The following is a 26,978-nucleotide window of genomic DNA, read 5'->3' on the forward strand; positions in this document are numbered from 1 at the left end:
AGTTTATGGATTCTAAGTTTAACATTCAAGAATATTTGGCTAATGGGGTTGAAGTCATCTTAAAGGATGCCTTTAAAGCCACATTAAAGAATCCAAAGGAAGGCTTATATTTGGCCAAGTTTGCAAAGCACGCTAGAAAGGCCAGTGAAATCAGAAGGGAATATAGCAAAAAGGGCCAGAATATTCCAGTTTTCCTTATAGCAAGCATAACAAGTTCCTGCAATCTCCATTGTGTAGGATGTTATTCTAGAGCAAATAATTCCTGTAGTGATGAGGCTCCCTTAAATCAGCTTTCAGCTGATGATTGGGAAGATATATTTAAACAGGCAAGAGATATTGGAATAAGTTTCATAGTTCTTGCAGGTGGAGAGCCAATGATTAGGGAGGATGTTATAAAAAAAGCAAGTAAATTTCCTGAAATTTTATTTCCAATATTTACAAACGGAACCATGTTAAATGAGGATTATTTGAAATTATTGGATAAAAACAGAAACCTTGTTCCTATATTGTCTATTGAGGGGGATGAGAAGCTTACTGATTCAAGAAGGGGCTCTGGAGTCTATAAACAGTTGATGGATTCTATGGAGACAATGAAGAAAAAGAATATTGTATTTGGAGCGTCCCTTACCTTTACAAAAGGAAATATCTCTTCCCTACTTTCAAGGGACTATATTGAAAAGCTGCATGATTTGGGATGCAAGGTGGTCTTTTTCATTGAATATGTTCCAGTTAATGAGGAAACAGTTGATTTGGCTCCAAGCGACAGTGAAAGGGAATTATTGCTAAGTGAGCTTGATGAATTGCGCAGTGATTATTCAGATATGCTATTTTTATCATTCCCTGGAGATGAAAAGGAATCTGGAGGTTGCCTTGCAGCTGGAAGAGGATTTTTCCATATTAATTCCCATGGAGGGGCTGAACCTTGTCCCGCTTCACCTTATTCAGATATAAATGTGTGTGAGACTTCTCTTTTGGAAGCTTTGGAATCAAACTTGTTTAGATCCCTTAGGGATGGTGGTCTTTTGCTGGATGATCATGAAGGGGGATGCGTTCTATTTGAACATAAAGAAGAAGTAGAAAGTTTATTTGATAATTGATTAGTTTAAATTATAGTAATAAAGAAAATTTTATAAAAAAAGATTTAAGGGGAGGAGAATTTAAAACTTAAATTAAGTTTAAATTCACTTAAATCTACTGCATAAACCATTCCTGCAGTGAAGATTAGAATCATTAATAATACAATTATTCTTGAGATTTTCATAAGAAACACCATATTATAATATATTTTGTAAATATTTAAGTTAACTAAATATAATTGATTATATAAAAATAAAATGGTTTTTTTATAATTTTTGTAAGTTTTTTATATGATTAACTACATAGTCTTAATATAAACTTTAATTAATGAAAAATTTTATATTAGTTGAATTTCATAATTATTAATAATATCGTTAAAAGATTTAACTTAATTTTTTAATATTTGACAATTTAAATTTCTATTATTATTAATTTCGTTAATTCTAATTTTATTTTTAAGATTTGATATTTAAATTTATAATTTTATTTTATTAAACAAGGGAAGAGTTAAAATGAGTTTTACAGACAATTTAAAGAAAAGTTTAGGCTTTGAAGAAGGAGAATATGGTAGTGGATATACTTTTGATGAAGGTTATAATGGTGAACCGGACCCATTTTTTGAAGGAATTTTGATTCCCTATAAATTTCCAGAAACAAAGGCTTTTATGGAAATCATCTTAATTAAACCTAAATCTGTTGATGATATGGATTATATTTTTGATCAAGTTGTAGAAGAGAACAATCCTGTGATTATGGATTTAAGTTTCATGGAAAAGAAAGGTGCAGCTGAATTTAAACAAGCAGGAGAAAAATTAAAAGTTTTAAGACAACAATATAATGCTGAAGCTATCTTGCTTTCTAAATCTGATGATAAAAATTTAATTATTGTGACTCCTGCAAGAGTTAAATTGATTAGAAAAGAGTAATTGAGTTGTACTCATATTTTTTATTCTTTTCTCTTTTTTTCATTTTTTTAATAATTTTTATTGTTTTAGTTTATTTGCTGTTTTTTTATAGTTTTTATTCTTTTTAGACAATTTGCTGTTTTTTTATAGTTTTTATTCTTTTTAGACAATTTGCTGTTTTTTTATAGAATTTAGTTAATAACCAACTTTTTTTTATGAGTATTTACTCATTTTCAATAATGGGCTGCTTTTCACAAGACTATTCTTATCTTTATGGCTTTAATAAATTACAAGTTAAAAAAGCTTTCTGCATTTTTAAAAGCCACTTTATCAATTTTATCTTGTTTATATCCAAGTCTTTTCAATGTTCTTACTGTCTTTGGAACAGATAAAGGATCTGATGGTTTATTGCTTATATCACTATTTAATAAAAACTTATCAAAGTCATATTTGTCCAAAATCTCAATGGCCTCTTCAACTTCCATCTTTTGCGGTTGGACGGTTAATCCTATGGTGAAATCATCATCAATTATCTCTTCAATGGTGTTAAGGTTTATGTGGTCAATTACAACAAGCTTAGGATTGATATTTTCAAGTGCAATCTCTTTAATGTCTTTTAAAACTTCTAATTTGTTTTTTCTTGGTGTGTGGACAATTACCTTTGATTTTGTCTCTTCAGCAAGTTCTAATTGTTTTTTAAAGACTTCCTTTTCAAGCTCTGTGTTTTCATCAAGACCAATTTCTCCAATTGCTATTATGTCTTTGTTGTCTATCCATTCTTTTAATGAGTCGAATATTATTTCATTGTCTTTAATTGAGTTTGCCGGATGAATTCCTAAGGCAATCTTTAATTCAAGGCCATATTCCATGGCTCTTTTAGGTTCAAAGTTCAATATTCTATTTAAATGGTTTAAGAGTATTTCGGCATTATTTACTTTGTATGGGTAGTATGAGCAGCTTATTGCTGTATCAATTCCGCCAATAAACATTTTTTCAAAGTCTTCACTGCTTCTTGCGTCTGCATGCATATGTGTATCTATCATGGTATCCCTTTTTTTAAACTTTAATCTTAATTATTATTTTGTTTTTTATTTCTCTTAATTTTTACTGATATGTTTATTTTCTTATAGGGGATTAGTTAAATTATTTGTCATATGGCAATATTGCCTTTATTTTAGTAAATTTTGCTATCTTCACATCAATACTGAATTCATTTTAGTAAATTTTGCTATCTTTACATCAATACTGAATTCATTTTAGTAAATTTTACCATCTTTACATCAATATTAATTTAGATATGTAAAAAGTTATTACTTTCACATCAAAATTCTTTCACTTTTGTAGCAATTTTGACTCAATTAGAAAGTTTTTTATATAACTTAATGAAAATTATTAATTATGTATTTGTTTTGGAATTTTTTTTTAAAACAGTACTTTCGAACATTTGTTTTTCATCAAGTAATTTGATTTTTTATCAAACTTTAATTTTCTTAATTATTTAAAAAATTCATATTTTCACTCGCTTATATTATTAACTAAGTTAATTATTATGAGGATTTATACTTGATTAAATTTAGTTTTTGTAGGTATCTTGATTTATTTAGTATAATTTTTAATAATTTAATAAATTTAATTTAGATTATATGGATTTTATTCAATAATTTTAGATGATTCGTAATCTTAATTGTTCTAAGGCATAATAGAGGCTTTATGGCTTTTATGTGATTTTTTAGATGATTTATGATGAAGGCATTTTAATAGTTTTTGAGTTTGAAATCTTTGATTTGTTAATTTTTAGCTATCTTTTTAGTTAGGGATTTATTTAAACTTGGGTATTTTTTATATGGAGATTATTTTACTGCAAGTATTTTCTTTATTTTTTAGGAATTTATTTTATTTCTTAAAACTGTTGGCCTTTTAAAGTTTGATAAATTTTCAGATTATTTTTTGTTTTTTTTTAAAAAATTAGGGAGAAGAATTAAGATGTATTATCACGATTATGTAAAAGAGCAATTGCGATTTTTGAATAATTCAGAGATTCGATTGAGAATATTGGCTTATTTGTCTAAAAAGCCATTCAGTTTAGCAGACTTTAAAAATAGTTCCTTTGTAAGCTATAGCTCTATTTCCTCTAATGTTTATAAGCTTACGGATGAAGGATTTGTAGAGAAGATTGATAAAAATAACTTCAGATTGACAAATATTGGTAAAATTTACCTGATTTCCTTAATGGAGTTTCATGATACAATAAATACGGTAAATAATTTCTCAGACTTCTGGTTGGATCATGATGTTCGGGCATTATCCAGCAAATATTTAAAGAGGATTTCACAGCTGGAAGGTTCTAAGCTTATTCAAAGCAGACCTACAGATATCTATAAGACTCATGAGGAGTTTAGAAATCTATTTAAGGATTCAGATATTCTAAAGGTCATTTTCCCTTATTTGCATCCTGAATATCCTAGATTGATTAGAACATTGCTTTCCAATGGTTCAAAAATAGAGATATTGGTTCCAAGAGTAATCTGTCGACGATTTATCAAGAGTGTGGGAGAATCCTTGGTTAGAAGCTCGATTAAGCAGAATGCTCTTTCGATAAAGTTCATTGACGATGAGGTTAAGCTTGCTTTGGCTATTTCTAATAAATGGGTTTCTATTGGTCTCTTTAAACGAGATGGAAGCTATGACCAAAGCAGATTATTGGTTTCAGATAAAAAGGATGCCATTAAATGGGCATATAATATTTTCAAATCATATGATAAAAAAGCAGAACTTGTGGACCTTAGAAGTTTATAAAAAATCTCTTTATTCTTTTTTGGGTTTTTTTTGAGCTACTATGGTTTGGTAGTTTCTGGTTCTTTTCGGTGGTTTGGTAGTTTTTGGCACTTTTTGGCACTTTTTGGCACTTTTTGGTGGTTTGGTAGTTTTTGGCACTTTTTGGCTACTTTTTGGTTATTTTGGTGTTTTGATATTTTTTGGCACTTTTTGGTGGTTTGGTAGTTTTTGGTCTTTTACGGTGGTATGATAATGATTGGTGATATTAATTTTGAATTGGATAGTGAAAATTTTAGAATCATGCGTTTCTTATTAAGCTCTTTTATGAGAACAGATCTTTTGTTGACTTTAGTGAATTCTTCTTCTCGCTTGTGTTCCTTGAGATCGAATTTAGGAAAGAGTTCTGCTACAATCTTGCATGGAGTTAGTGAGTTGGAAGCCTTTAATTTAATTTCAAAGGATTCCAAATATTATTGTCTCTCTTCGAAAGGTTTTATTTATGGCTTGGCATTGGATAAGCTGTGTAAGAATCTATATATTTTTCAGTCAAATCCAGAATTCTGGCAGAATCATTTTATAGACGGTCTTCCAAGCGAATTTGTAGAAAATGCATATCTCATTAAGGATTCCGTTTATATATGCAGTGATAAGCTTGATATGGAAAAGCCGATTAGGGATTATTTTAAGAATATAAAGAATTCCAAAAGCATTAAGATTATTTTGCCTATATTTTCTGAATTATATTTGGAGATGATTTTAAAAACTGTTGGAAGCGATCATGACTTGGAATTGATAGTGGATGAGGAAGTTTTCACTTCAATTAAGAAATCCAGATATTATAGGAGGATTATACGTCTATCCAAAGGTGGAAAAATTATTTTGAGAAAATATATTGGGGATTTAAATTTATTTTTAACATTTAGCGATGAATTCATGTCTTTGAATCTATTTGATAAGGATGGATTCTTTGATGATTCTGAAACTATTTTCAATAATACTCCAGATGGTGTTAAATGGGCAGAAATAATGTTTGATTACTTTTTGGACAATTCTAATGTGGTTGTTTTGTAAAAATTTAAATGGCTTAGACTTGTTCAAATTCTTTAATTTCTTAAAAAGATAGTTTAAATTCTTTTAATTCTTTATTTTTCAAAAGAATAGTTCAATTGTTTTAATCGTTTATTTGCAAAAATAGTAGTTTTAAATTGTTATGGGTTAAAAAATAAAAAAAGTATAAAGTTATTGAATTTATCAATAACTTTGTATTTGTCTTATGCCTGTTTAAACTTAATTAAAGTTTTAAATTATCATAAAAACTTATAATTAAAGTTTTATAAAGTTCTTATTTAAAGACCCTAATTTTAAAGGTATTTGGTTTCAATGACTTCTTTTAAGTCTTCAATTTTTACTCTTTCTTGTTCTTCAGTGTCCCTATTTCTCACGGTAACTGTATCGTCTTCTTTTGTATCGTAGTCAACAGTTATGGCTATAGGAACACCTACTTCATCTGCACGAGCGTATCTTTTTCCAATGGTTCCTGAAGTGTCATTATCTACTGTAAATCCAGCTTCACGTAAGTTATGTGTAATTTCTGTTGCTATTTCTCCAAGGCCATCTCTATTCATCAATGGGAATACGCTGACTTGTATTGGAGCAATCTCATTAGCAAATTTAAAGTATTCCTTATCGAAACCATCTTCTTCTGTCTTGAATGAATGTAATAGTGTGCAATAAAGGATACGGTCAATACCAAATGAAGGTTCAATAACGTGAGGGATGATTCTTTCTCCTTTGACTTCCTCTTCAATGTCCTCAAACAATAGATGCTCTTTGAGGATTTCAAAGCTTTGGTCTAGCTCAAGGGTGAATTTTCCTTTGCTTTCAATTTTTTCCTTAAGTTCTATGACCTCTTCATCGCTGAGATTTTCAATATATGTCTTTATTTTAGGAGAGTCTCCCTTAAATGCAGGTCCGAATAATTTTAAATTAGGTTTTACAATGGTCTTTTTGACTAATTTTGGTTCATCATATTCAATGTAAATGCTTAACTCTTCATTACTGAACTCTGTATGTGCTTTTAAGTCATAATCTCCCCTATCTGCAATACCTATGATTTCAACCCAACCATATTGGTCAGTTAGGCATTCTACATCCCAACAATCAAGTGCATAGTGTGCCATCTCTCCAGGTAGGTGTTGTCTGAATCTTAATACTTCATCTGGAATGCCTAATTCCTTAAGGAATTTTCTTGCAAGGTATAATTGGTAGATTAATGTTTCAGAGGATACCACTCCTTGATCAAGAGCTTCTTGAGCGGTGATTTCCAAGGTTTCCTTATTGTTTATTTGAACATCTTGAGATGATAGATATAAGATTTCATCAGCAATCTGGCTGAATTTAGGATGTGTCTTGTCTCTAGGGTCTAGGAAGATTTCCGCTTCAGCTTGTGTAAATTCTCTAAGGCGGATGACTCCTTGTCTTGGTGAGATTTCATTTCTATATGCTTTACCAAGTTGGACAGCACCGAATGGAAGCTTATTTTTAAAGAATCTGGACAATCGTTTGAATAGAATGAATATTCCTTGAGCGGTTTCAGGTCTCATATATCCTACTTTGTCTCCTTTTGCTCCGATTTCGGTTTTAAACATTAAGTTATAATTCCAAATATTTGCAAGCTCTCCGCCACAGCTTGGACATTTGATATCATTTTTTCTAACGATTTCATCCATCTCTTCATTTTCAAGGCTTTCTACGTCTTCTCCAATGGCTTCTTCAATAATGTGGTCTGCTCTAAAGACTTCTCCACAGTCTTTACATTTTGTCATTGGATCTGTAAAGTTATCAACGTGTCCAGAGGCTTTTAATACCTCTTTAGGCATTACGGTAGGTCCTTCTATTTCGTGGAAGCCTTCTCCTGCAATGTATTGCTTTCTCCATTTTTGCATGATGTTGTTTTTTAGGCTTGCTCCGAGAGGTCCGTAATCGGTAAATCCAGACACTCCGGAATAGATTTCAAAGGACGGCCATAAAAATCCTCTTTTTCTTGCTATGTTTGACATTTTTTCATGATTCATTAGTATATCTCCATAAATGTGATTTTTTTATTTAATTAATAGATTTTGGCTTTTAAGTATTCTTTTTACGGTTTTTTAAAACGTTTTTTTTTATCTTTATTTTAACGTTTTTTTTTTAATGATTATTTTTTTCTGAATCTTTACGTTCAGTTGATTTTTTTTATGATTATTTTTTTTCTGAATCTTTACGTTCAGTTGATTTATTTTTCATTTAATTCATAATCAAATTTAATTCTACTGCTTTCTGGTCTTCTTTGACGCATATACTTACTGTTTCTTTCTGGATGGCCGTAAGGCAATTCAGATGGAGAAGTCATTGTCTCAAATACAAGCTGACATACTCTTTGACCCGGATATAATGCCACTGGCATTGCCCCAATATTAGAGATTTCAAGGGTGATTCTCCCTTCAAATCCTGGGTCAATAAAGCCTGCAGTCACATGCATGGTAACTCCCAGTCTTCCCATTGATGAACGCCCTTCAACTCTTGCTACAAGGTCATCTGGGATTTTTACATATTCATATGTGGTTGCAAGGGCAAATTCGTTTGGATGGATGATGAATGCATCTCCTTCTGGAACTATTGTGGATTCCATATAGGATGCAAGGTCTTCTGGGTCTTTAGGGTCAATGAAAGGTTTTCTAATAACTTTAAAGACTTTGAATTCATCCCCTAGTCTCATGTCAACAGATGACGGCTGTATTTGCTTTTCATCTTCTAAAGGGTCAATTGTTATTTTGCCTTCATTTAAGTATTTTTTAATATCTCTGTCACTTAAAATAGCCATTCTTTAGCCTCTATTAATTTTATAAGAATAATTTATTTAAGATTTTTTAATTAAAGTAAAATAAGTTTAAAAGAGAATTAATGTTTCTTATAATCAACTAATTCTCCAATTCTATTTAAAACAGAATCAACTGATTTTTGAGTATAATTTAACTCAATAGCATTGAATTTGCAGGTTTGAACACAGTGTCCGCATCCTACACATTTGTTTTGATCTATAGTTATCTTGTCGTTTTCCAAGCTGATTGCACCGCCAAAGCAAATGTCATCCCCTAAACATTTTTTGCACATTTTACAGTTGTCGCTTATTGGATGAACTTCAACGTCTTCAAGTCTCATGATCTTATCGCTAATATCATTGTCCAAGTCTGGAAGTACTTTCCATAGACAGCAGCATGGACAGCAATGGCAGATGGTCAGTAACTCTTCTTTAGGGCTTACATGCATCCATATGGTATCAATCTTATTTCTTCCAATAACGTGGCTCAATCCTTCTGCATCTGCTTTATCAACATGTGCCAATGCCTCTTCTACAGTAGCTCTTCTTCCATATTTTGAGGCTATCTTTCTGCTTGCAGGGCCTAAAAATATGCATCCCAAGTCTTGAGGATAGTCTTGACAATCATTAGAGCTTCTGCAAAGGCATTTGTTCATTATGACAATGTCTGAAGCTTCTCTAATTGCAATTTTTAATATTTCGCTTGGAACGAATTCGGAATCGTCTTTCTGGAAGCTTTGGTTGACTTCAATGTTTGCAGAGATTGTGGCAGATTTTGTTTTTTGTACTGTATTTTTGTTTGGAAGAACATAAACTTCGTCACCTTGGAAAAGAAGTCTATCTATGATTTTTTTAGCAATTTTAGATTTTTTAGTTAATCTTGAAAGGAAAAAACGAGTGTGAAATGTATGTTTCACTAAAAATGTACTGATATCTTCGTAAAATCCTTTCCTCATTGTTTAACCCCTTATAAATTACCTTGTGTTTATTATATGTCTATTATTTGCTTATATTACATTTATATTATTATATTAATTCCATTATTCTTTTTATTTCTTTTGATATATGTTATTAATCTTATTCAATTCAAGTTTTTTATTTTTTTTAATTTTTGCAGTTTTTTTTATTCAAATTTTTTATTTATTTTTTTAGTCCAAGTTCATTGCTAAAAGTATTTATTTCTCTTTTTTTAAAAATTAATATTCGTCTCCATGCTTTATTTTTAAATTTAAACGTCTTAAAATACCTATTAATGTATGGGCTTCTCTTCCTGTAATGAAAGCCCTATTTACAATGTTCTTGAATACTTTCAATCCATTTTTCTTCTTATGTTCTGGAATGTTTAAGTTATCGATGAGTTCTTCCATATCCTTGATAAGATATTCCTTCTCGATTGCTGTGCTTTCTTCCAGGCCTTGCACTGGAAACTCATTCCTGTTTTTAAAGATTTCATAAAGGATTATTGCAGCTGCATGGGAAATGTTCATAATCGGATAGCTTGGATCGGTTGGAATGCTTACAATCAAATCGCACATGTCCACTTCTGCATTGGTCAGTCCATTTCCTTCCCTTCCAAATAGAATCGCTATCTTATCATTGTAATTCATTGATTTTGCTAGCTCTTCAGGCTTCAATGGAATTCTTGAAATATTATAGCTTCCTCCGGGAGCTCCGGTAGATCCTATTATGAAGTCAATCTTTTTGTCTTTGACAAATTCCCCTACAGTGTCATAAATCATTGCATTCTCTACAGTGTCCCTTGCATGGGTGGCTTGATAATAAGCTTCTTCCTTAAGTGTGCAGGGATTGATTAGGACTAATTTATTCAATCCAAAGTTTCCCATGGTTCTTGCTAAAAATCCAACATTTCCAGGAGATTCACATTCTACAAAGACAACATAGATGTTTTCTTTAAGTCTTATAGTTTCTTCATCTTCAACTATTTCCTTTACTTTTCCTCTCTCTGATTTTTTATCTTTGTATTTCATGTTATCTTTTGGATTTTTTCTTTTGAATAAATGGGTTATAATTCTTTATTGAATCGTATCAAGATTTATGATTTGATTTTTATTGTTTTTATTGTTTTTATTGTTTTTTTTTAAAAATTTATTAAAACAGCTTATTCATCATAAGCCATTTTAAGCAATTGAATAAGATTCAATGTCTTAACATTATCAAGACCAATTGCATTTAAACCATCCTGTAAGTTTATTTGACAGAACGGACAGATTGTAGTAACATAATCTGCACCGGTAACTCTAACCATCTCTGCCTTGTCTTTAGCAAGTTCCAATGCAATGTCTGGTCTTCCGGACTTGATTCCTCCTCCTGCACCGCAGCATTGGCAAGGAAGTTCAAGCTCTTCAAACTCGACTCCTGGAATCATTTCGATTATGTCTCTAGGTTGATCTTTAATGTTCTGGCCTCTGGATAAGTGGCAAGGGTCATGCCAAGTTACTTTAGTGTTCAATGGCTTCATCTTGCTTGTATCGAGCTTATCTACAAGGAATTCGCTTATGTCCTCTACATTGAGATTTGAGCCGTATTTCGGATGGTCGTTTTTAAGTGTGGCTCCGCAGCCTGCACAGATTGTAATTACTTTATCATAATCCTTAAAGACTTCCTTATTCTTATCTACAAGCTCTTGGACAGCATCTACTTGTCCTGTTCTAAGAAGAGGTGAGCCGCAGCATACTTGGCCTTCTGGAATGTCTATTTCAATATTGTTTGCCTTTAGGACATCTATTAAGGCATATCCAACTTCCTGTGCTCTGTAGTCTACCATACAGCCAGTGAATAAGGCCACTTTTTCTTTATTTTTGTTTTCATCATTGCTTTCGTCATCAGTATAATATTTGCCTTCTTCATCCCATTTCTTATGGATTGTTTCAATGAATGGCTCTTCAGGTTTGCTTACAGACCTTCCGCTTGCTACAACATTTTCCCTAAACATTTTATGGGCATCAAGAGGTCCTAAATCCCTAGCATAAGCCATTGCTCTAAGCTTTTCTATTGCATCTCCAAAGCTGTTAATGCTTTTAGGACAGATTGAACCGCATTTGCCGCAGCTTGTACAGTTGTACATTCCGCTGTCTAATGCTTCAATAAGTCTGTCTGATTCGTCCCTTGGGTCAAAATCAAATTTAGAGAGGTATCTTAAGTAATATGGTCCGAGGAAGTCTTCCTTAAAGTGCTTTACAACAGGACAGGTTGAAAGACAGGTATAGCATTCAATGCAACTTCTGACCTTTTTAGTGTCCTTAATATCTTTAGGATTTAATTTCTCATGTGCAGTCTCATCATCGCAATTTAGGCTTAATTGCAATTGCTTTACCTTTTCATCTGCAGAGCTTCTATCTACAACTAGGTCTTTAATCACTGGGAAATCCAATGGTTCAATTAATCTATTGTCCTTTATTTGGGCCTTGCAAGCAAGTGCGCCATTTCCGTTAATCTTTACTCCACATGATCCGCATTGTCCTGCTTTGCATGAGCTTCTAAAGCTAATGTCTGCATTATATTTTCTGTTGATTTCTTCTAATGCATCTAGCACTTTCATTCCTGGGCTTTCTTCAATTTCGTAAGCTTCGATATGAGGCTCCTCATCCTTCTCGCTATCGAATCTCTTTACATAAACTGTTATCATAGCAATCCCCATGTAAATTGTCTTAAAAATTATTTTTATTTGAATCTAATTGTTTATATCACTTAATCTTAGCTATTAAGAATTTGATATTTTTTTCAAAACTATCTCTTTTTTATAAAATATAATTTATCCTATATAATATAAAATAACATTATATATATTTCTATTTATTTAATTATATAGTTTAGTATTTTTTTAGAAATTTCTAAAAATTTTATTTATTTTAATTTTTTTGGGGTCTGTCTTTTCGTTTAGAATAATTATTTTGTTTTTGTTTAGTTTTAATTTTGGATTTGACTTTTCTTTTAGAATAATTATCCAAATTTAATTATTTTTCCAAGCAAGTTAAAAAAAATGATATTATTAAATATATTAAGCAACTAATATTTTATTATGATAATTTATTAGAAATTTTTAAATTATTATAAATTTTCAGGTTATTAAATCTGAAAATCTCTTTTAAAATAAATTATATTTACAAATTATTATATTAAAAAAATGAGTTTAAAATTAGTTTTTTGCTCAATAGGTGATTTTATGGCTTATGATCAATTAGTGACTAGTGAAAAAGGAGATAAACTTTTTCTGCTTGGTAATGAAGCTGCTGTAAGAGGAGCTATAGAAGCTGGCGTATCAGTTGCAGCAACATATCCAGGAACTCCTTCTTCTGAAATTGGAAACATATTGTCAGTAGTTGCTAAAAGCGCAGACATGTATTTTGAATTCTCTGCAAACGAAAAGGTGGCTATGGAGGTTGCTGCAACAGCTGCAGCAAGTGGTCTTAGATCATTTACCTTTATGAAGCATGTAGGTTTGAATGTGGCTGCCGATTCATTCATGACTACTGCATATTCTGGAGTTAAGGGAGGAATGATTATTCTTGTAGCAGATGACCCTTCCTTGTTTTCATCTCAAAATGAACAGGATACAAGAAACTACTCCCGTTTATCTTCAATTCCAATACTTGAACCTTCAAACCCTCAAGAGATAAAGGACATGATGGTTTATGGCTTTGACTTATCCGAACAGTTTGGAATTCCAGTTATTCTCAGGACAAGCACTCGTGTGTCCCATATGAGAGGAATAGTTGAAATGGGTGAGATAAACAGTCCTAAATCAACTACAAAGGAAGTCAAGTCAGATAAGCATTGGCTTAAAGGATACTTTGTTAAAAATCCAAGGGAATTTGTCCCTGTTCCAGCAAATGCACTTGCAATGCATGAGAGATTGGTTGAAAAGATAGGAAAAATTGAAGATGAGGCCAATGAAAGCCCTGTAAATGAGGTTGTTTCATTTGAATCTGGTGTGCTTCAAGGCAAATATGGAGTAATTTCCTCTGGAGGGGCATTCAATTATGCATATGACATTGTAGCTGGAGAAAATCTTGGAATGGACATTTTAAAGATTGCATTATCCTATCCAACTCCAAAGGACTTGATTTATGACTTCTGCAAAAACCTTGAAGGTGTTTTCATCGTAGAGGAAGTTGATCCTATCCTTGAAAAGGATGTCCTTGCAGTTCTTGGTGAAAAGAATCTTGATTGTCCAGTTTATGGAAAGATCGATGGAACTTTCCCAATGGTTCATGAATTTAATCCAGATATCGTTAAGGAATCTTTCAATAAGGTAATCTCTGATTTGGCCGATGATGAGGAATTAAAGGCAGAATATAAGGATGAATTCGGCAAAGATTTAACTGGCGATTTGATTGAGACAGTCGAAAAAATGGAATTTAGCCAAAGTTTGAATGATTTGGTGGACAATATTCCAACAAGGGCTCCTACATTATGTGCAGGATGTTCCCATAGATCTGCTTACTTCGCTTCAGTAAAGGCTTATGAAGAATTAGGATACGATAAGGAAGATATGATCTTTGCATCTGATATAGGTTGCTATACATTGGGAATCAGCCCTCCTTATGAGACTGCTGACTATCTTCTTGCCATGGGCTCATCAGTTGGAGACGGTTGCGGATTTTCAATTGCAACAAATCAGCATGTCATGAGCTTTATTGGAGATTCTACATTCTTCCATAGCGGATTATCTCCTCTTGTAAATGCTGTTCACAATAAGAACAAGTTTGTTTTAACTATTTTGGATAATAGGATCACAGCAATGACTGGAGGTCAGCCAAACCCAGGAATTCCTATTGACGGAATGGGAGATGAGGCTCCTGCAATTTCCATTGAGGATATAGTTGAGGCAATTGGAGTTAAATTCCTCAAGATTGTAAATCCTCACAATATTAAAAAGACTGTAGATATCTATAAGGAAGCTCTTGAATACGATGGAGTGGCTGTTGTCATTGCAAGGTATCCATGTACCCTAATCAAGGGTCAAAAGAGAAAGCCAGTGATGGAAATCAAGGACAGTTGTGTAAAATGCTTGCATTGTGTTGAAAAGCTTGCATGTCCTGCAATATCCTATCTTGATGATAAGGTGACTGTTGACGAGGCCCTTTGTAAAGGATGTACTGTATGTATTCAGATTTGTCCAAACAAGGCAATTGGAGTAAAAAAAGGTGATTAGGATGGATAATATTAATAGTTCAAGTTCAAATTCAGATAATTCTGATGTAAATTATAGCATTTATATCTCTGGTGTAGGAGGTCAAGGAATTATTAAGACATCTGTAATCATTGGAGAAGCTGCAATGCTTGAAGGATATGATGTGGTAATGAGTGAAATTCATGGAATGAGTCAAAGAGGAGGCTCTGTGTCAACTGAACTTAAGATAGGCAATTTCAAGTCTTCAATTGTTGAGGAAAATAAGGCAGATTTGATTCTTGCATTTGAACCTATTGAAGTCTTAAGGGGCTTGGATAAGGCAAATAAGGATACCGCTCTTATATTTAACACTTTCCCGATTGTTCCTTCAACTCTCACACAGACTGGAGAGACATATCCAGATATTGGTGATATAATTAAAAATCTCAAGGATAATTTTGATTCCGTTTATCCAGTGGAAGGAAACGGCCTTGCAAAGGATGCAGGAAGCATTTTATCTTTGAACATGGTCTTATTAGGTGCATGTGTGGCAAATGACAGTTTCCCACTTTCAAAAGAAACTGTTGAAACTGCTATGAAACATAATTTAGCTCCTAAGTTCCATGAGATGAATTTAAAAGCTATTGAAAATGGTTATAATGCGATTAAAGACTCTTTGTAGTCTTTAATTTACTTTTTTTTTTTATTTTATTGGATTATTTGTGGTCTTTTATTTGCTTTTTTTATTAGTTTTTCACTTGATTTTCTAAAAATAGTTATTTCGTTAAATTTTTAAAAATCCTTTTTTAACCTTTTAATCCTTAACTAGCCGTATACCACAAATTTTACAAATGATATCTTCTTCTTTTACTTTGTTACCACAATTTGGACAGTATTTATTTAATTTAGGAGTGCTTGCTTTAATTTTCTGATTAAGAAATATGTCTTCTCTGATTCTCTTGTTTTGAATGAGGCAAGCTTTGTCCCAATCGTTTTCCATAAGGATTTTCTTCACATAATAGGCTTCAACCATTGTATTATACTTTCCAAAATGTTCCTCTCCCCTTATTACACAGAACTTTCTCTCCTTATGGTCAAAGACTATTTCTCCTTCTCTTTCCTTTTTATTGAATTTCAATCCTTTAATCTGTCCTCTTGGACGATGTTCTGGAAAAGGAGGAAGTTCCATATTCTCATACTTGTTTGGAAGGTCACATTCTACAAGTAGGTCATAGTCGAACTTGCAATAAAATAAGCAGTCCCTTTCATAGAGTGCGTCAGATAATTTGCTGAATTCTCCATAATCCTTATTGTTATGTTTTATACGATATTTTTTACCAGACTTGACTATATTTCTATAAAAATATCTTATATCAGTAGATTCTATCTTAACACCTCCATTCAAGGGGTTTTGAAAATAAATTGAATAAATATGATTTTGTTTGAAAATTGAATTTTTTAAACAATGGTTTTCATAATATTTTTAATTATTTTTATCTTTTTAAATTACTAAATTATGACTAACATTAAGATATAGATAATTTATTCTAACTAATATTTATAATTAAAAATTCTTTTATATCACGAAATTTTTTTATACCCTAATCTTAATAATCTTAAGGATTCTTATTAAATAACCTTCTATTATCTTTAAATATCAAATAAGATTATATACCTTAAAATAAATAATATTAATTAATTTCTATTAATTTTATAGTTAAAATTAATTAAATTAATAAAATTCTATAAAATTATAGGTTAAAAAATTAATATAATTAATAATTGCTTATTTAGTCTTGTGCAATTTTAAGCTTGGAGATTAGAAGATGAAAGGGAATATTCTTAAGAATATTGATGAAATAATTAAATCGGATTTTAAATCAGCATTTTCAAATCCAATTGTAGTTATTGTTCTAATAGGCATAATTATCCTTCCTTCCCTTTATGCGGTTTTAAACATTTATGCATGTTGGGATCCTTACGGAAATACTGATGAGGTAGTATTTGCCATTGCCAATTTGGATAACGGCTCCACTTTTAAGGGAGACTATATTAACATAGGAAATGAACTTGTCACTGAATTTAAAAATAATAACGATTTCAAATGGACATTTGTTTCCGAAGAGAATCTGCGGACGGGAGTTTTTAATGGAACATATTATGCAGGGATAGTCATTCCTAAAAACTTGTCGGAAAATGTGGTTTCAATTGCGACTGACAATCCTAAGCAGGCAAAATTGGAATATGTTGTGAATGTCAAGACAAATCCTGTAGCTTCTAAACTAACAGATTCTGCTGCAAACAGAATTTACATGGCATTGAATGCAAAGATAGTTAAAATAATCGATTTGGCAGCTTATGAAAAGTTGGGGGAATTGCAGAAAGGTCTTGCATCAGGTTCCCAGCAACTCTCTAGCGGAGGCTATCAGCTTCAATCAGGGTCTGCCCAAATATCTTCAGGTTCCCACCAAGTCTCATCTGGAGCTAAGCAAGTTAAGGACGGTAAACAGCAGGTTAGCACTGGAGCTGAAACAGTTAAAAGCAAGGCTTCTGATTTGGATGAAGGTGCACAAACTGTTCAAGAGGGCTCAAATTATATAAACCAGAAATCTGAAGAACTTCAGCAGGGTTCCGATGAAGTGCAGGCTGCCGCAGACCCATCGCTAATGCCTGATGGCCCTGTAAAAGACTATGTAGATGCCAGTGTTGAACTTGCAAATGGAAGTGGCGAACTGGCTAAAGGTTCTTCACAGTTAGCAAACGGTTCTGTTCAATTGGCTAACGGTTCTGTTCAATTGGCAAATGGTTCTGTTCAATTGGCTGACGGTTCTGTTCAATTGGCGGATGGTTCTGTTCAATTGGCTGACGGTTCAGTAAGTCTTGCAGCTGGAGCTCAATTGCTTTCAAGTTATGCAGTCCAGGCATTGTTTACTGCATCCTCTTCATTAGGGGCAACAGCAAATGAGCTTGGAAGCGTTACAGGCATTAACAAAACACTTCTTGGAAATTATTTGTACGCTCCAATAGCATTGGAAAGGGAAGAAATGTTTTCAGTTCCAGATTATGGTTCTGACATTGCTCCGTTCTATATCGTATTGTCAATGTGGGTAGGAGCCATTCTTACCTGTGTAATGCTTAAGACAGGCCTTAGCACCGGTACAAAATATTCCGCTCTTGAGATGTATGGAGGTAAGCTTGTGATTTTTGTAATCTTAAGCATTTTGCAGGCTTGCGTTACAATAATAGGATGTAATATTTTAGGCATTCATATTGTTAATCTGCCTCTATTCATATTCTCTTGCATCTTGGTATCGGTGGTATTTATGATATTGGTCTATTCCATCATATCTGCACTTGGACAAGTTGGAAAAGCTATTGCAGTTGTTCTTTTAGTGCTTCAGATATCTGCAACCGGGGGAATTTATCCTATTCAGATCATGCATGGATTTTTCCAAACATTATATTCATATATGCCAATGACTTATGGAATTACATTGGTTCGTGAAGCCCAATTAGGTACAGTTTGGTCTAATTATTGGCCTGCTTTAGCCATACTTTTTGCAATAGGTATTATTACAGTTATAGTTGCATTGTTGATTAAGGTAAAAGCGGATAAGGCTTCTCATTACTTTGAAAAACGTTTAGAAGAAAGTGGATTGTTCTAGTATTTGAATGATTAATCTCTTTCTTTTACTTTATTCTTTTTTTCAAGTTCTATTTTTTTAATAAGGTAGGATTTTTATTTATTTTATTATATGAATTCTATTTTTTTTAGTTATTTCATTTCTGAATTTCAATTTCAGTATCTGTTTTTTGCATTTTAGTATATTTATTCTGCTTCTTGTTTTTCTCTAATTCATTTCAGTATCTAATTTATGCATTTCATCAATCAAATCATACCTCTTGTTAATTTGGATAACTATGCATTTATATAGTATTCAACTAAGTAATATTATCTAAAAACAAATGGAATTTCATTATACTTTTAGTAAAAAATTATTTTGGTGTTAAAAGATGTATGAAGATAAATTGTATGACAAAGCAGAAAGAAGAGTAGATGAAAAAATTAAGTTTTACCGTCATTTGTACAGCTATATTGCTGTTAATGTGATCCTTGCAGTTATTAACCTTATTTTCTTTAAAGGTGACTGGTGGTTCTTATGGGTAAGCCTATTCTGGGGAATCGGTTTAGTCTCCCATTTTATTAAGACATTTGTAATCTTTAATTATTTTGATGACCATCACAGAGATTCAATGATTGAAAATGAAATGGCAAAAATGAGAAAATAGATTTTTTAATTTGTTAAATATTTCTTTTATTGTTTTAATGATTATTTTGCAGTTAAATATTTTATTAAATTGATAATTTTGCTTCGATTTTATATATTATTGTTTTTATATGATCTATTAAAAGTTTTATTTCATTGGCAAGTGCTATAAATTTCAATATTGGACAATCATTCCGATAATTTTTTAAACAATCAAGATAAAAATATCTTTACTTATTTAATATAAGATAAATTTAAGATAAGTTAAAAAATATTAAATAAATGTAAAGAGGTTTTAAAAATGGATAAGAAAATGATTGTTTCAGTGGCTTTTCTTTTATTGATTTTGGCAGTGGCTTTAGTCTCTGTATTTGATGAAAGCAATAGCTCTGAAAGTAAAGTAAACTTAATCGTTTATTCTGAAGGCCCAAAGTCCTTATCTGAACTTGTCAATGAAATTAAGACCCAAGACTATTATGAAGGATATGACAATGAGACAGTTGCCTGGATGGAGTCCTTAGGAAATAAGAAATTTTATTATGGTGACGGAATAATAGTTATTATGAGCGCAACTGATGCAAGCAAGCTTCCTTCCTTATATGTCACCGATGTAGAGCTTTTTGAGCATTTTGAATGTAACGTTTTGGAAAAACGTTCTTTAGGAAATGTAGAGTATCCTAAGGATGTCCTGTATGTCAAGAATGTAAAATACATCGGCGAGGAATATGGTAACTTTTCAGGGGCTTAATACAATGATAGTTTATAATTCTAATTGCTAAGCAAAATGGTTCATAATCCTTTAATCTTTTATTTTTTAATTTAAATTGTGGTATTGATATGAAAGTACAGTTATTCGTTTCGAAAGATCTTGAAGAGCCCTATGCTGAGATTTATACTGATAACTTAACAGATAATATTCAAAAGGCTATGGTTCTTTTGGAAAATGATGAATCAGATGATGATGTGGATGAGGGCAATTCAATCCTTGCAGTTAAGAAGGGGTCCGACATTGTCCTTTTAGACTTTGAAGACATTTTCATGATAAAGGTTGAAGACAAGCAGACTAAGGTCTTCTCTCAAAATGCAGAATACTCAATCAAGAAGCCCCTTTATCAGATTGAAGAAAGCCTTGATTCTGATTTTGTTCGCATTTCAAAATCCACAATTGTCAATTTAAGAAAGATAAAGAGAGTGGCTCCTTCATTAAGAGGAATGATGTTTATAGAATTGAAGAATGGCTTGAAGGACAATATTTCCAGAAAATATTTAACAGATTTCAAAAAGGCTTTAGACCTATGATAATGGTGATTTTATGAAAATGGAGATTATTAAAAGGATTGGGATTGGAGCATTTGTAGGATGTTTTGTAGTGATGCTTGTCATGGTGCTTGGAACATATAGCCTTGGTCCGCAGAACGTCAGCTTTTCCGGAACTGAAATCATTAATGCATTCTTCGGATCAATAGTTGTAGGATGGGCATTTGCCTTCAGCGGACTCATTTATGAAAAAGAGGACATTCCATTACCTATTCAAGTCATTTTCCAAATGGTAATCGGATTGGGAACCCTATTTGCTGTAGCAGTCTATTTAGGCTGGATGCCTATTAGCTTAGGCATAGGGCCTATAATTACTTGGATAGTTATTGCAATTGCCTTTGCTGCAGTCTTCTGGCTAGGATTTTACTTATATTACACATTCCTAGCAAGGGACATTAATAAAAAGATAGAATTATCTAATGATTTTGATTAATTCTATTTATTCTTTCTTTTTTTTTAAAGGGAGTTTTTTAACTCTTTATTTCTTTTATTTTTATTATTTTTTTATTTATTTTCTATTTTTATTTCATTGTTTTATTTTAATCATTGTTTTTTCTTTATTTTTGATTATTGCTTTATAATAGGATATTGGGAATGTTTTCATCATTCTTTTTGTTTCGATAATTATGACTGCTTTTTAAGAATTTAAATAAAAATATATAAAACTTAATTTAAATTAAATAGTATGAAGACTATAGTAAATGGTTTAATTCTAAAAGGATTAGAATTAGAAGCAAAAAAGGAAAACATCCTCATTGATGACGATGGAACTATCTTAGAAATATCTAAAGAGGTTAAAGAAGGAGAAATTATCGATGCAGATAATAAGATAGTCTGTCCTAGGTTCTTAAATGCCCATACTCATATTGGAGATAGTATAATCAAGGATGAAGGGGAAGGATTATCCCTTGATGAAGTGGTAAAGCCACCTCATGGAATCAAGCATGTCGCCCTTGAATCAGCTGATGACGATGTTTTGATTGAAGCCATGAGAGAGTCCATGTGGGATATGTACAATATGGGAGTAAGCCATTTTATCGACTACCGTGAAGGTGGATTGGATGGAGTAAAGCTTCTAAAGGAAGCTGCTAAGGACATTCCAATCACTCCAATAATACTTGCCCGAGACAGCTCCTTCTATGGGGAGGATGCAAATTATCATATGGTTAAGATGGCCCTTAAGAAATTGCTAAAGGAATCCGACGGCATAGGATTAAGCGGCTTTGGTGAAATCAGCACAACTGTTGCTGAGATTATCTGTGAAAGGTGTGAAAGGGAGGATAAGATATCTTCTATCCATGTAGCTGAAAATGAGCTCAATCAGATTGCCTCTCTTGAAAAGACTGGAAAGAGCGAGCCTCAAAGGGCATTTGAAGCTGGATTCAATCAGATAGTACATATGACCAATCCTAAAAATGATGATGTCGAATTGCTAGCAAGGTCTGATTCATCACTTACTGTATGTCCTCGCTCAAATGGAGCATTGGCTGTTGGGGTTGTTCCTCTTTATGAAATCTTAAATAAAGGAGTTCGTCCCCTCATTGGAACAGACAATATAATGATAAATTCACCAAATATGTTTAGGGAGTTGGAATTTACATTAAAGATAATGAAAGGAGTTTCTAGAAATCACATAGATGCTAGAGAAATATTAAAAATGGCTACCACTAATGCAGATTCAAGCATTTCTAATCTGCCTATTGATAAGTCATATATTGGAGAAGGCCAAAAGGCCGAACTCATGATTGTAAATAAGAAGTCAAATAACCCTTATTTGAGTTTGATCAATCGAACAGAAGCTAATGACATTGTTAAAATAATCTAATTGGCTTATTGCAATTATTTCTTTCTTATTCTCTTTTTATTTTTCTATTTTTGGGTATTTTTTTTTCTTTTCTCTCTTTTTTATTTTTCTATTTTTGGTTATTTTTTTCTTTTTTCTCTTTTTATTTAACAGTTTCAAATCAATTTTTACTTTTCCAAGTTATCATTTTGTAATATTTTTTAAAAAAATAAAACAATATTGTAAATTATTTTTTTATTTTTTTATTAAGACAATCAAAATTCCTAGTTTTTTAGAGAAATTTCAACAAAAATTTTTAAAAAAATACTAAATTATTTAAATAATGATTTATAAATTATTAATTGTTATTAATTTTATAGAAATTTTCAGATTTTTAAAACAATCTTCGTTTTATGATTTTTATAAAATTAACTATCTATTGATGAATGGCAATGAAGATTATAATAATCCTTAAAGATTATTAGTGTGGCAGGAATAAATTCATTAAGAGATTTAAATTTTCATTATTTGTAATAAAAAAAGTATTTCATTAAAAGATTTAAATTTTCATTGATAGAGATTATTAATTAATATTCAAGATTATTAAATGATTTTAACCTTAGAGGTGTTTTAGATGATTGTAAAAGATGTTGCATCTACAGATGTTATTCATGTTACAGTTCCTGGAAGCCGTGATGAAGCATTACGTATCATGAAAAAAGAAGATGTGTCTGTAGTGCCTGTTATTAAGAAAGAGACTGGAAAATTAGTCGGTATATTAACTCGTTCTGATATGATTACCAATCCAGATGAAGAGCAAATCGCTATGTTGATGACTAGAAATTTGATTACTGCAAAAATGGATGACGAATTGTCCACTGTTGCTGAAAAGATGGTAACAAACGATATCAGAAGAGTCCCTGTAATTAATGATGATGATGAATTGGTTGGAATTGTAACCAGCTTTGATATAGTTTCCCTTGCTATTGCAGATATGGGAATCAAGGACCCTGTTGAAAATTATATGATCAAGACCATTCCTTCAACATGGGATGAGACTCCTTTGAATGTCGCTTTTGAAGTCATGAAGTTCTTTGGATTAAAATCCGTCATAGGATTAAACTCCAACAACAAGATGACCGGTATCCTAACTGAAACAGATTTCATTGCAGAAAGCGAAATCATATCTGAAAGAACTGAGCACAGCTCTTCTGTAGGTACCGAAGGGGACAAATGGTCCTGGGACAGTACCAGCGTTTTATACATTGAGAAAAACCATCTTAAGTTTACTGACAAGGTATTTAAGGACGTTGCATCCGGTGATGTTGTAACTGCAAATACCAAGACAAAAGTTTCAGTATGCACTGAAAAGATGAAATCTCTTGATGTGGAACAATTGCCTGTTCTTGGAATAGAAGGAGAACTTGTCGGTTTAGTAAGGGCAAGTGATTTAATTAAAAGCTTTATTATAGGCTTTAATTTTTCTTTTTCTTTTATTTTTACTTTTTAGTTTTTTATCTTTATTTTGGTTATTTTTCAGTTAATTTTTATGGAATGCTTATTTTATTTGATTTTCATAATTGTTTTATATCTTACAAACGGTTAATCAAATTATTTATATTCTTTTTTTGTCTTAGAAACAGTTGTTCTAATTATTAATTAAAATGGTTTTGCTCTCCTTATTAAAGGCAAGATCTTAACTAAAGACTCTTTAGCATCTTCCTTGTTTTTATTATTCTCAATGCTAATCTTACCATCTCTAAATATTTTAGACTCTTTTTTATCTATTTTTAATTTTATGTATCCTATCTCTTCAATTGTTTGAATATCTGATATAAATTCATTATCTGCTTCATTGATTACTTTTCCTGTTTTGGAAATTTCAATGTCAAATGGCAGTTTCTTTCTAAGAATTAGATTTTCCTTTCCCTTTTGAAGCTCTGAATCTAAAATAAGCTCTTCCTCATCTTCAGTGAAATCAATGTTTAATAATATCTTATCATACTGTGCTTCTTTTAGCTCATTGAATATGATCTCTAGTTTTTCTTTATCCAATATCTTCTTTGAATCATTATTTCCTAATTCAATGGTGGCTATGTTCTTTTCTTCCCTAAGCTTTACTACATCAGCACCTATAGTACTTTTAATAAACCCTTCACAGTAGTCAATCCTGTTTACCTTGTCCTCTGTAACTGTTTCATTTGCCTTCACCCTAGTTGCAAGACAGGTTGTTGACTTTGAATATTCAATATCATTCTCTTCAAGGAAATCATGAATTTCATAGCTTTCAAGATTGGCATCTATGAGGGGACTTTCAATCCCATTTGCATATTTCATTAGGATGCCTGGTCTGTCGTGGATAAGGTCTGTTATATTATTTCCATCTATGATAATATCGTATCCTCTTTCATTAGCCACTTGTTTAATTGAACCATACATCAATCTTCTGCATGTTAGACATCTTTGTGGAGTATTATGTGCCACATCATATATCATTAAGAAACTATTTTCTATAATTTCGTGTTTTATTCCAAGTTCATCTGCACGTCTTTTAGCAAATTCCAAAAATCCCTCTGGAAAGATCTGGTTGTCATATGTGATTGCAAGCACATCACAGTCTGACTCTTTTGCAAGGTATGCAAGGAGGGTGCTGTCTGCACCTGCTGAGAATGCTAAGGCTATCTTTTTGTAATCTTTTAGGATCTGTTTTACTTTTTCTATTTTTGGATTGGCTTTCATAGTTTTCCTCAAATTGATTTATAAAAAAATTTTATTATTCATTTTTCCTAATCAATTTTTCTCACTGTCTTTCTTATTAATTTCTATGGGTAAATAATAAATTAACAATTGTTATATAATTTATATTATTTAAATTTTTCTATGAATTTTAAAAATTGAATATAAAAATAATCTATTCTTCTTCAGAAATGGATTTAATGTACTCTAGAGCTTCTATTGCATCCAGATATTTGATGTCCTTTTCCTTTAGGATAAAATCAATAAGCTTGGTTTTCTTTTCATCTTCCATTTCCACTTTAGAGAATATGTATTGGTATGACCTTTTTGGATAATAGATGTCCTTAGCAATATTATGGATGTATTCTTTATCCTCTTCGCTTATTATTTCCTCTTTCACAGCCAAATCAAGCTTGTAGTCAATGTTTACAAGGGCTTCGGAGATTGGCACATTTCTCTCGGGGTCAAAGCTGAGGGCCACATCATCATCTGATGTGATTTTTCCGCTTCTGTATGCTTTATAGACATATCCTATTCCAATCATTCCAAGGTCATCCAGTTCGGAAGCTCTAAGGGCACCCATACTGCTTGCTCCAACTACAGTGATTCCCATTTTCAAGGCTTTCATGATCTCCTTATGGGCAACTGCAGGGGTGTGGTGGAAGACTCCATCTATAATTCCTATTATGTCTGGCTTTTCGCTGATTGCCTTTAATATGTCTCCCCTTTTAACTGGAGTTCTATAATCCGCATCTAAGATGGTTTTAGCTTCTTCCTCTTGAATGGATAATCCTAAATAAACTATGATCTTTGTCATTAGACCAGTCCTCTACGTGCTTTTCTATCATATTCCAAGGCTCTAGTTCCTAATCTTTCCTCGTCCAATGAGTAGAGTTCTGCCTTTGGAATGATTACTCTAGCCACATTTATTCCAATCTCCTCTCTTGTAAGGTCTGTGTATAGGACCTTATCGAATCCGACCTTCTGAACCTCTTCAATGCTTGTTTCAATGTCCTTTTTGATTGAGTGTGAGCTCTTGTCTTCAATGTCTGAAAGGTCAATTGTATCTTCTTCCTTTTGGAAATAGTGTTTGTTCATCCTTTTCATGCCTTCATAGCTTGACTTTCTCATGAAATCTGCTCTTATTGTGTCTTCACGGGTTCCGTGGATTTGGGTTGCTCTGCTTTGAGCCACCTCTGTTAAGGCTCTTATCACTGCTATATTAGGGTCAAGATGGGTGCCTACACCTAATGTGAGGAGTGCCGGGTCCTTCAGTACTGTATCATCAGCGCTTGCAGCTACAGTTGTTATCTTAAGGTCTGCTGTTATGTCCATAAGCTTTATATTTATTCCTTCATTGTTGAACTTGGCTAAAAGCTCATTTATGATGTCGTTTTCTATTGTATCCTGATTTATTTCCTTCTTGTTTCTTTTTGTAAGTTCAAAAAGGCTCCATGCATCCCTTTCAACCACTTCAAAGATTCCATGGAGAACAGATTCCTCTATTATGTTTCCAGATGCCAAACCATTAGTGTTTCCTTTAAAAATAGCTAGTGGACTAGGAATTACTTCTCTGGTAGGAATATATGGGTGAAACACTGCATTTGAGGGAACATAGATTGTTTCTTCGCTAATTATGTCCTTTGATTCAATCCATTCGAGCCTTGAGTTTTCCACATTCTGTGTGGTGAAATTCTTTGGCAATAGAAGGTCTCTAGGGTCGAGGGCCTTTAGTTCTTGGCTTGATTTTATATTGTTGTAGGTGTCAACAAAGGTTCTTTCGTTGTCTATATCCTGGCGCTCTGCAGAATATCTTTCAAAGCCTTCCATCATCGCTGATGCCTTTGCTTGTTCCTTTGTTGCTCCCTTTCCAGCATATACGCTGACTCCGCCTTCCTGTGCAGTTGGACGAATTGCAGAGAACACTGGGATTTTTATTCTGTCTAAGTCTGTTATTTCAGTTAGACGGGTGATTCCTGCAGTTCTTAGCTTATTTTCATTTATTTCGATTGTTTCCTTTGGATCTCTTACTCTGTGAGTTCCTTTAAAGAATTGTATTTCAACATCTTCAAACATGATTTTATTCCTAGCTATTTTTTTATATCTTTATTTTTGATTATTATAA

At 32.2% G+C, this 26,978-nt stretch carries 23 protein-coding genes; 13 read left to right on the forward strand and 10 right to left on the reverse strand.

The annotated features are described in order from the left end of the window. Window positions 1-5: 5 nt before the first annotated feature. Both MRU_RS03285 and MRU_RS03290 read left to right on the forward strand, forming a co-directional pair. Complete coding sequence (locus tag MRU_RS03285; protein ID WP_012955448.1) at window positions 6-1,097, forward strand: radical SAM/SPASM domain-containing protein; 1,092 nt, start codon at window positions 6-8, stop codon at window positions 1,095-1,097. A 492-nt stretch (window positions 1,098-1,589) separates the two neighbouring features. Continuing rightward, on the forward strand, window positions 1,590-2,003 hold the full coding sequence (locus tag MRU_RS03290) for a cell division protein SepF (protein WP_012955449.1): 414 nt from the start codon (window positions 1,590-1,592) through the stop codon (window positions 2,001-2,003). Window positions 2,004-2,269: 266 nt separating this feature from the next. Here the strand turns inward: MRU_RS03290 and MRU_RS03295 are convergent, their stop codons facing one another. Next, window positions 2,270-3,025 (reverse strand): TatD family hydrolase, encoded by a 756-nt coding sequence (locus MRU_RS03295; RefSeq protein WP_012955450.1) that lies wholly within the window; start codon window positions 3,023-3,025, stop codon window positions 2,270-2,272. A gap of 940 nt (window positions 3,026-3,965) precedes the next feature. Between MRU_RS03295 and MRU_RS03300 the strand changes: the two genes are divergently transcribed. After that, on the forward strand, window positions 3,966-4,778 hold the full coding sequence (locus MRU_RS03300) for a helix-turn-helix transcriptional regulator (protein ID WP_012955451.1): 813 nt from the start codon (window positions 3,966-3,968) through the stop codon (window positions 4,776-4,778). A 231-nt stretch (window positions 4,779-5,009) separates the two neighbouring features. Further along, on the forward strand, window positions 5,010-5,828 hold the full coding sequence (locus MRU_RS03305) for a helix-turn-helix transcriptional regulator (RefSeq protein ID WP_012955452.1): 819 nt from the start codon (window positions 5,010-5,012) through the stop codon (window positions 5,826-5,828). A 290-nt stretch (window positions 5,829-6,118) separates the two neighbouring features. Here MRU_RS03305 and glyS read toward each other — a convergent pair whose 3' ends face one another. The 5 genes from glyS to tfrB all read right to left on the reverse strand — a co-directional run bounded on the left by glyS (window position 6,119) and on the right by tfrB (window position 12,262). Beyond that, complete coding sequence (gene glyS / locus MRU_RS03310; protein ID WP_012955453.1) at window positions 6,119-7,831, reverse strand: glycine--tRNA ligase; 1,713 nt, start codon at window positions 7,829-7,831, stop codon at window positions 6,119-6,121. A 200-nt stretch (window positions 7,832-8,031) separates the two neighbouring features. Beyond that, window positions 8,032-8,619 (reverse strand): dCTP deaminase, encoded by a 588-nt coding sequence (gene dcd, locus MRU_RS03315; RefSeq protein ID WP_012955454.1) that lies wholly within the window; start codon window positions 8,617-8,619, stop codon window positions 8,032-8,034. Window positions 8,620-8,696: 77 nt separating this feature from the next. After that, window positions 8,697-9,572, reverse strand: coding sequence for a DUF362 domain-containing protein (locus tag MRU_RS03320; protein WP_012955455.1), 876 nt, complete (start codon window positions 9,570-9,572; stop codon window positions 8,697-8,699). Between the two features lie 240 nt (window positions 9,573-9,812). Beyond that, window positions 9,813-10,604: an RNA methyltransferase gene (locus MRU_RS03325; protein WP_012955456.1), complete on the reverse strand. Its 792-nt coding sequence runs from the start codon at window positions 10,602-10,604 to the stop codon at window positions 9,813-9,815. A gap of 131 nt (window positions 10,605-10,735) precedes the next feature. Beyond that, a complete protein-coding gene (tfrB, locus tag MRU_RS03330; protein ID WP_012955457.1) occupies window positions 10,736-12,262 on the reverse strand; it encodes a fumarate reductase (CoM/CoB) subunit TfrB in 1,527 nt (508 codons plus the stop codon). Window positions 12,263-12,799: 537 nt separating this feature from the next. Between tfrB and iorA the strand changes: the two genes are divergently transcribed. Then, window positions 12,800-14,791 (forward strand): indolepyruvate ferredoxin oxidoreductase subunit alpha, encoded by a 1,992-nt coding sequence (gene iorA / locus MRU_RS03335; RefSeq protein ID WP_012955458.1) that lies wholly within the window; start codon window positions 12,800-12,802, stop codon window positions 14,789-14,791. 1 nt (window position 14,792) lies between these two features. Beyond that, the gene (locus MRU_RS03340; RefSeq protein WP_012955459.1) at window positions 14,793-15,431 is read left to right on the forward strand and encodes an indolepyruvate oxidoreductase subunit beta; all 639 of its coding nucleotides are present in this window, start codon (window positions 14,793-14,795) and stop codon (window positions 15,429-15,431) included. Window positions 15,432-15,563: 132 nt separating this feature from the next. Here MRU_RS03340 and MRU_RS03345 read toward each other — a convergent pair whose 3' ends face one another. Further along, window positions 15,564-16,154, reverse strand: coding sequence for a zinc ribbon domain-containing protein (locus MRU_RS03345; RefSeq protein ID WP_012955460.1), 591 nt, complete (start codon window positions 16,152-16,154; stop codon window positions 15,564-15,566). A 421-nt stretch (window positions 16,155-16,575) separates the two neighbouring features. Here MRU_RS03345 and MRU_RS03350 point away from each other — a divergent pair, with 421 nt between their 5' ends. From MRU_RS03350 to MRU_RS03380, 7 genes are all read left to right on the forward strand, one after another. After that, window positions 16,576-18,414 carry a YhgE/Pip domain-containing protein gene (locus tag MRU_RS03350; protein ID WP_012955461.1) on the forward strand — a complete coding sequence of 613 codons (1,839 nt, stop codon included), beginning with the start codon at window positions 16,576-16,578 and terminating at the stop codon, window positions 18,412-18,414. A gap of 349 nt (window positions 18,415-18,763) precedes the next feature. Next, window positions 18,764-19,039: a 2TM domain-containing protein gene (locus MRU_RS03355; protein ID WP_012955462.1), complete on the forward strand. Its 276-nt coding sequence runs from the start codon at window positions 18,764-18,766 to the stop codon at window positions 19,037-19,039. A 279-nt stretch (window positions 19,040-19,318) separates the two neighbouring features. Continuing rightward, window positions 19,319-19,765, forward strand: coding sequence for a hypothetical protein (locus tag MRU_RS03360; protein WP_012955463.1), 447 nt, complete (start codon window positions 19,319-19,321; stop codon window positions 19,763-19,765). 89 nt (window positions 19,766-19,854) lie between these two features. Then, complete coding sequence (locus tag MRU_RS03365) at window positions 19,855-20,316, forward strand: LytTR family DNA-binding domain-containing protein (RefSeq protein ID WP_012955464.1); 462 nt, start codon at window positions 19,855-19,857, stop codon at window positions 20,314-20,316. 13 nt (window positions 20,317-20,329) lie between these two features. After that, window positions 20,330-20,767, forward strand: coding sequence for a DUF3021 domain-containing protein (locus tag MRU_RS03370; RefSeq protein ID WP_048812399.1), 438 nt, complete (start codon window positions 20,330-20,332; stop codon window positions 20,765-20,767). 252 nt (window positions 20,768-21,019) lie between these two features. After that, on the forward strand, window positions 21,020-22,159 hold the full coding sequence (locus MRU_RS03375) for an amidohydrolase family protein (RefSeq protein ID WP_012955466.1): 1,140 nt from the start codon (window positions 21,020-21,022) through the stop codon (window positions 22,157-22,159). 592 nt (window positions 22,160-22,751) lie between these two features. Continuing rightward, window positions 22,752-23,627, forward strand: a complete 876-nt coding sequence (locus MRU_RS03380; RefSeq protein WP_012955467.1) for a CBS domain-containing protein — start codon at window positions 22,752-22,754, stop codon at window positions 23,625-23,627. Between the two features lie 149 nt (window positions 23,628-23,776). Here the strand turns inward: MRU_RS03380 and larE are convergent, their stop codons facing one another. From larE to MRU_RS03395, 3 genes are all read right to left on the reverse strand, one after another. After that, window positions 23,777-24,856, reverse strand: a complete 1,080-nt coding sequence (gene larE / locus MRU_RS03385; protein ID WP_012955468.1) for an ATP-dependent sacrificial sulfur transferase LarE — start codon at window positions 24,854-24,856, stop codon at window positions 23,777-23,779. A 172-nt stretch (window positions 24,857-25,028) separates the two neighbouring features. After that, on the reverse strand, window positions 25,029-25,670 hold the full coding sequence (locus MRU_RS03390) for a TfuA-related McrA-glycine thioamidation protein (protein ID WP_012955469.1): 642 nt from the start codon (window positions 25,668-25,670) through the stop codon (window positions 25,029-25,031). Continuing rightward, window positions 25,670-26,929, reverse strand: a complete 1,260-nt coding sequence (locus tag MRU_RS03395; protein WP_012955470.1) for a YcaO-related McrA-glycine thioamidation protein — start codon at window positions 26,927-26,929, stop codon at window positions 25,670-25,672. The genes MRU_RS03390 and MRU_RS03395 overlap by 1 nt, the downstream gene beginning before the upstream one ends. Window positions 26,930-26,978: the final 49 nt, after the last annotated feature.

Origin of the sequence: Methanobrevibacter ruminantium M1 (genome assembly GCF_000024185.1) — an archaeon.
GTDB lineage: Archaea > Methanobacteriota > Methanobacteria > Methanobacteriales > Methanobacteriaceae > Methanobrevibacter > Methanobrevibacter ruminantium.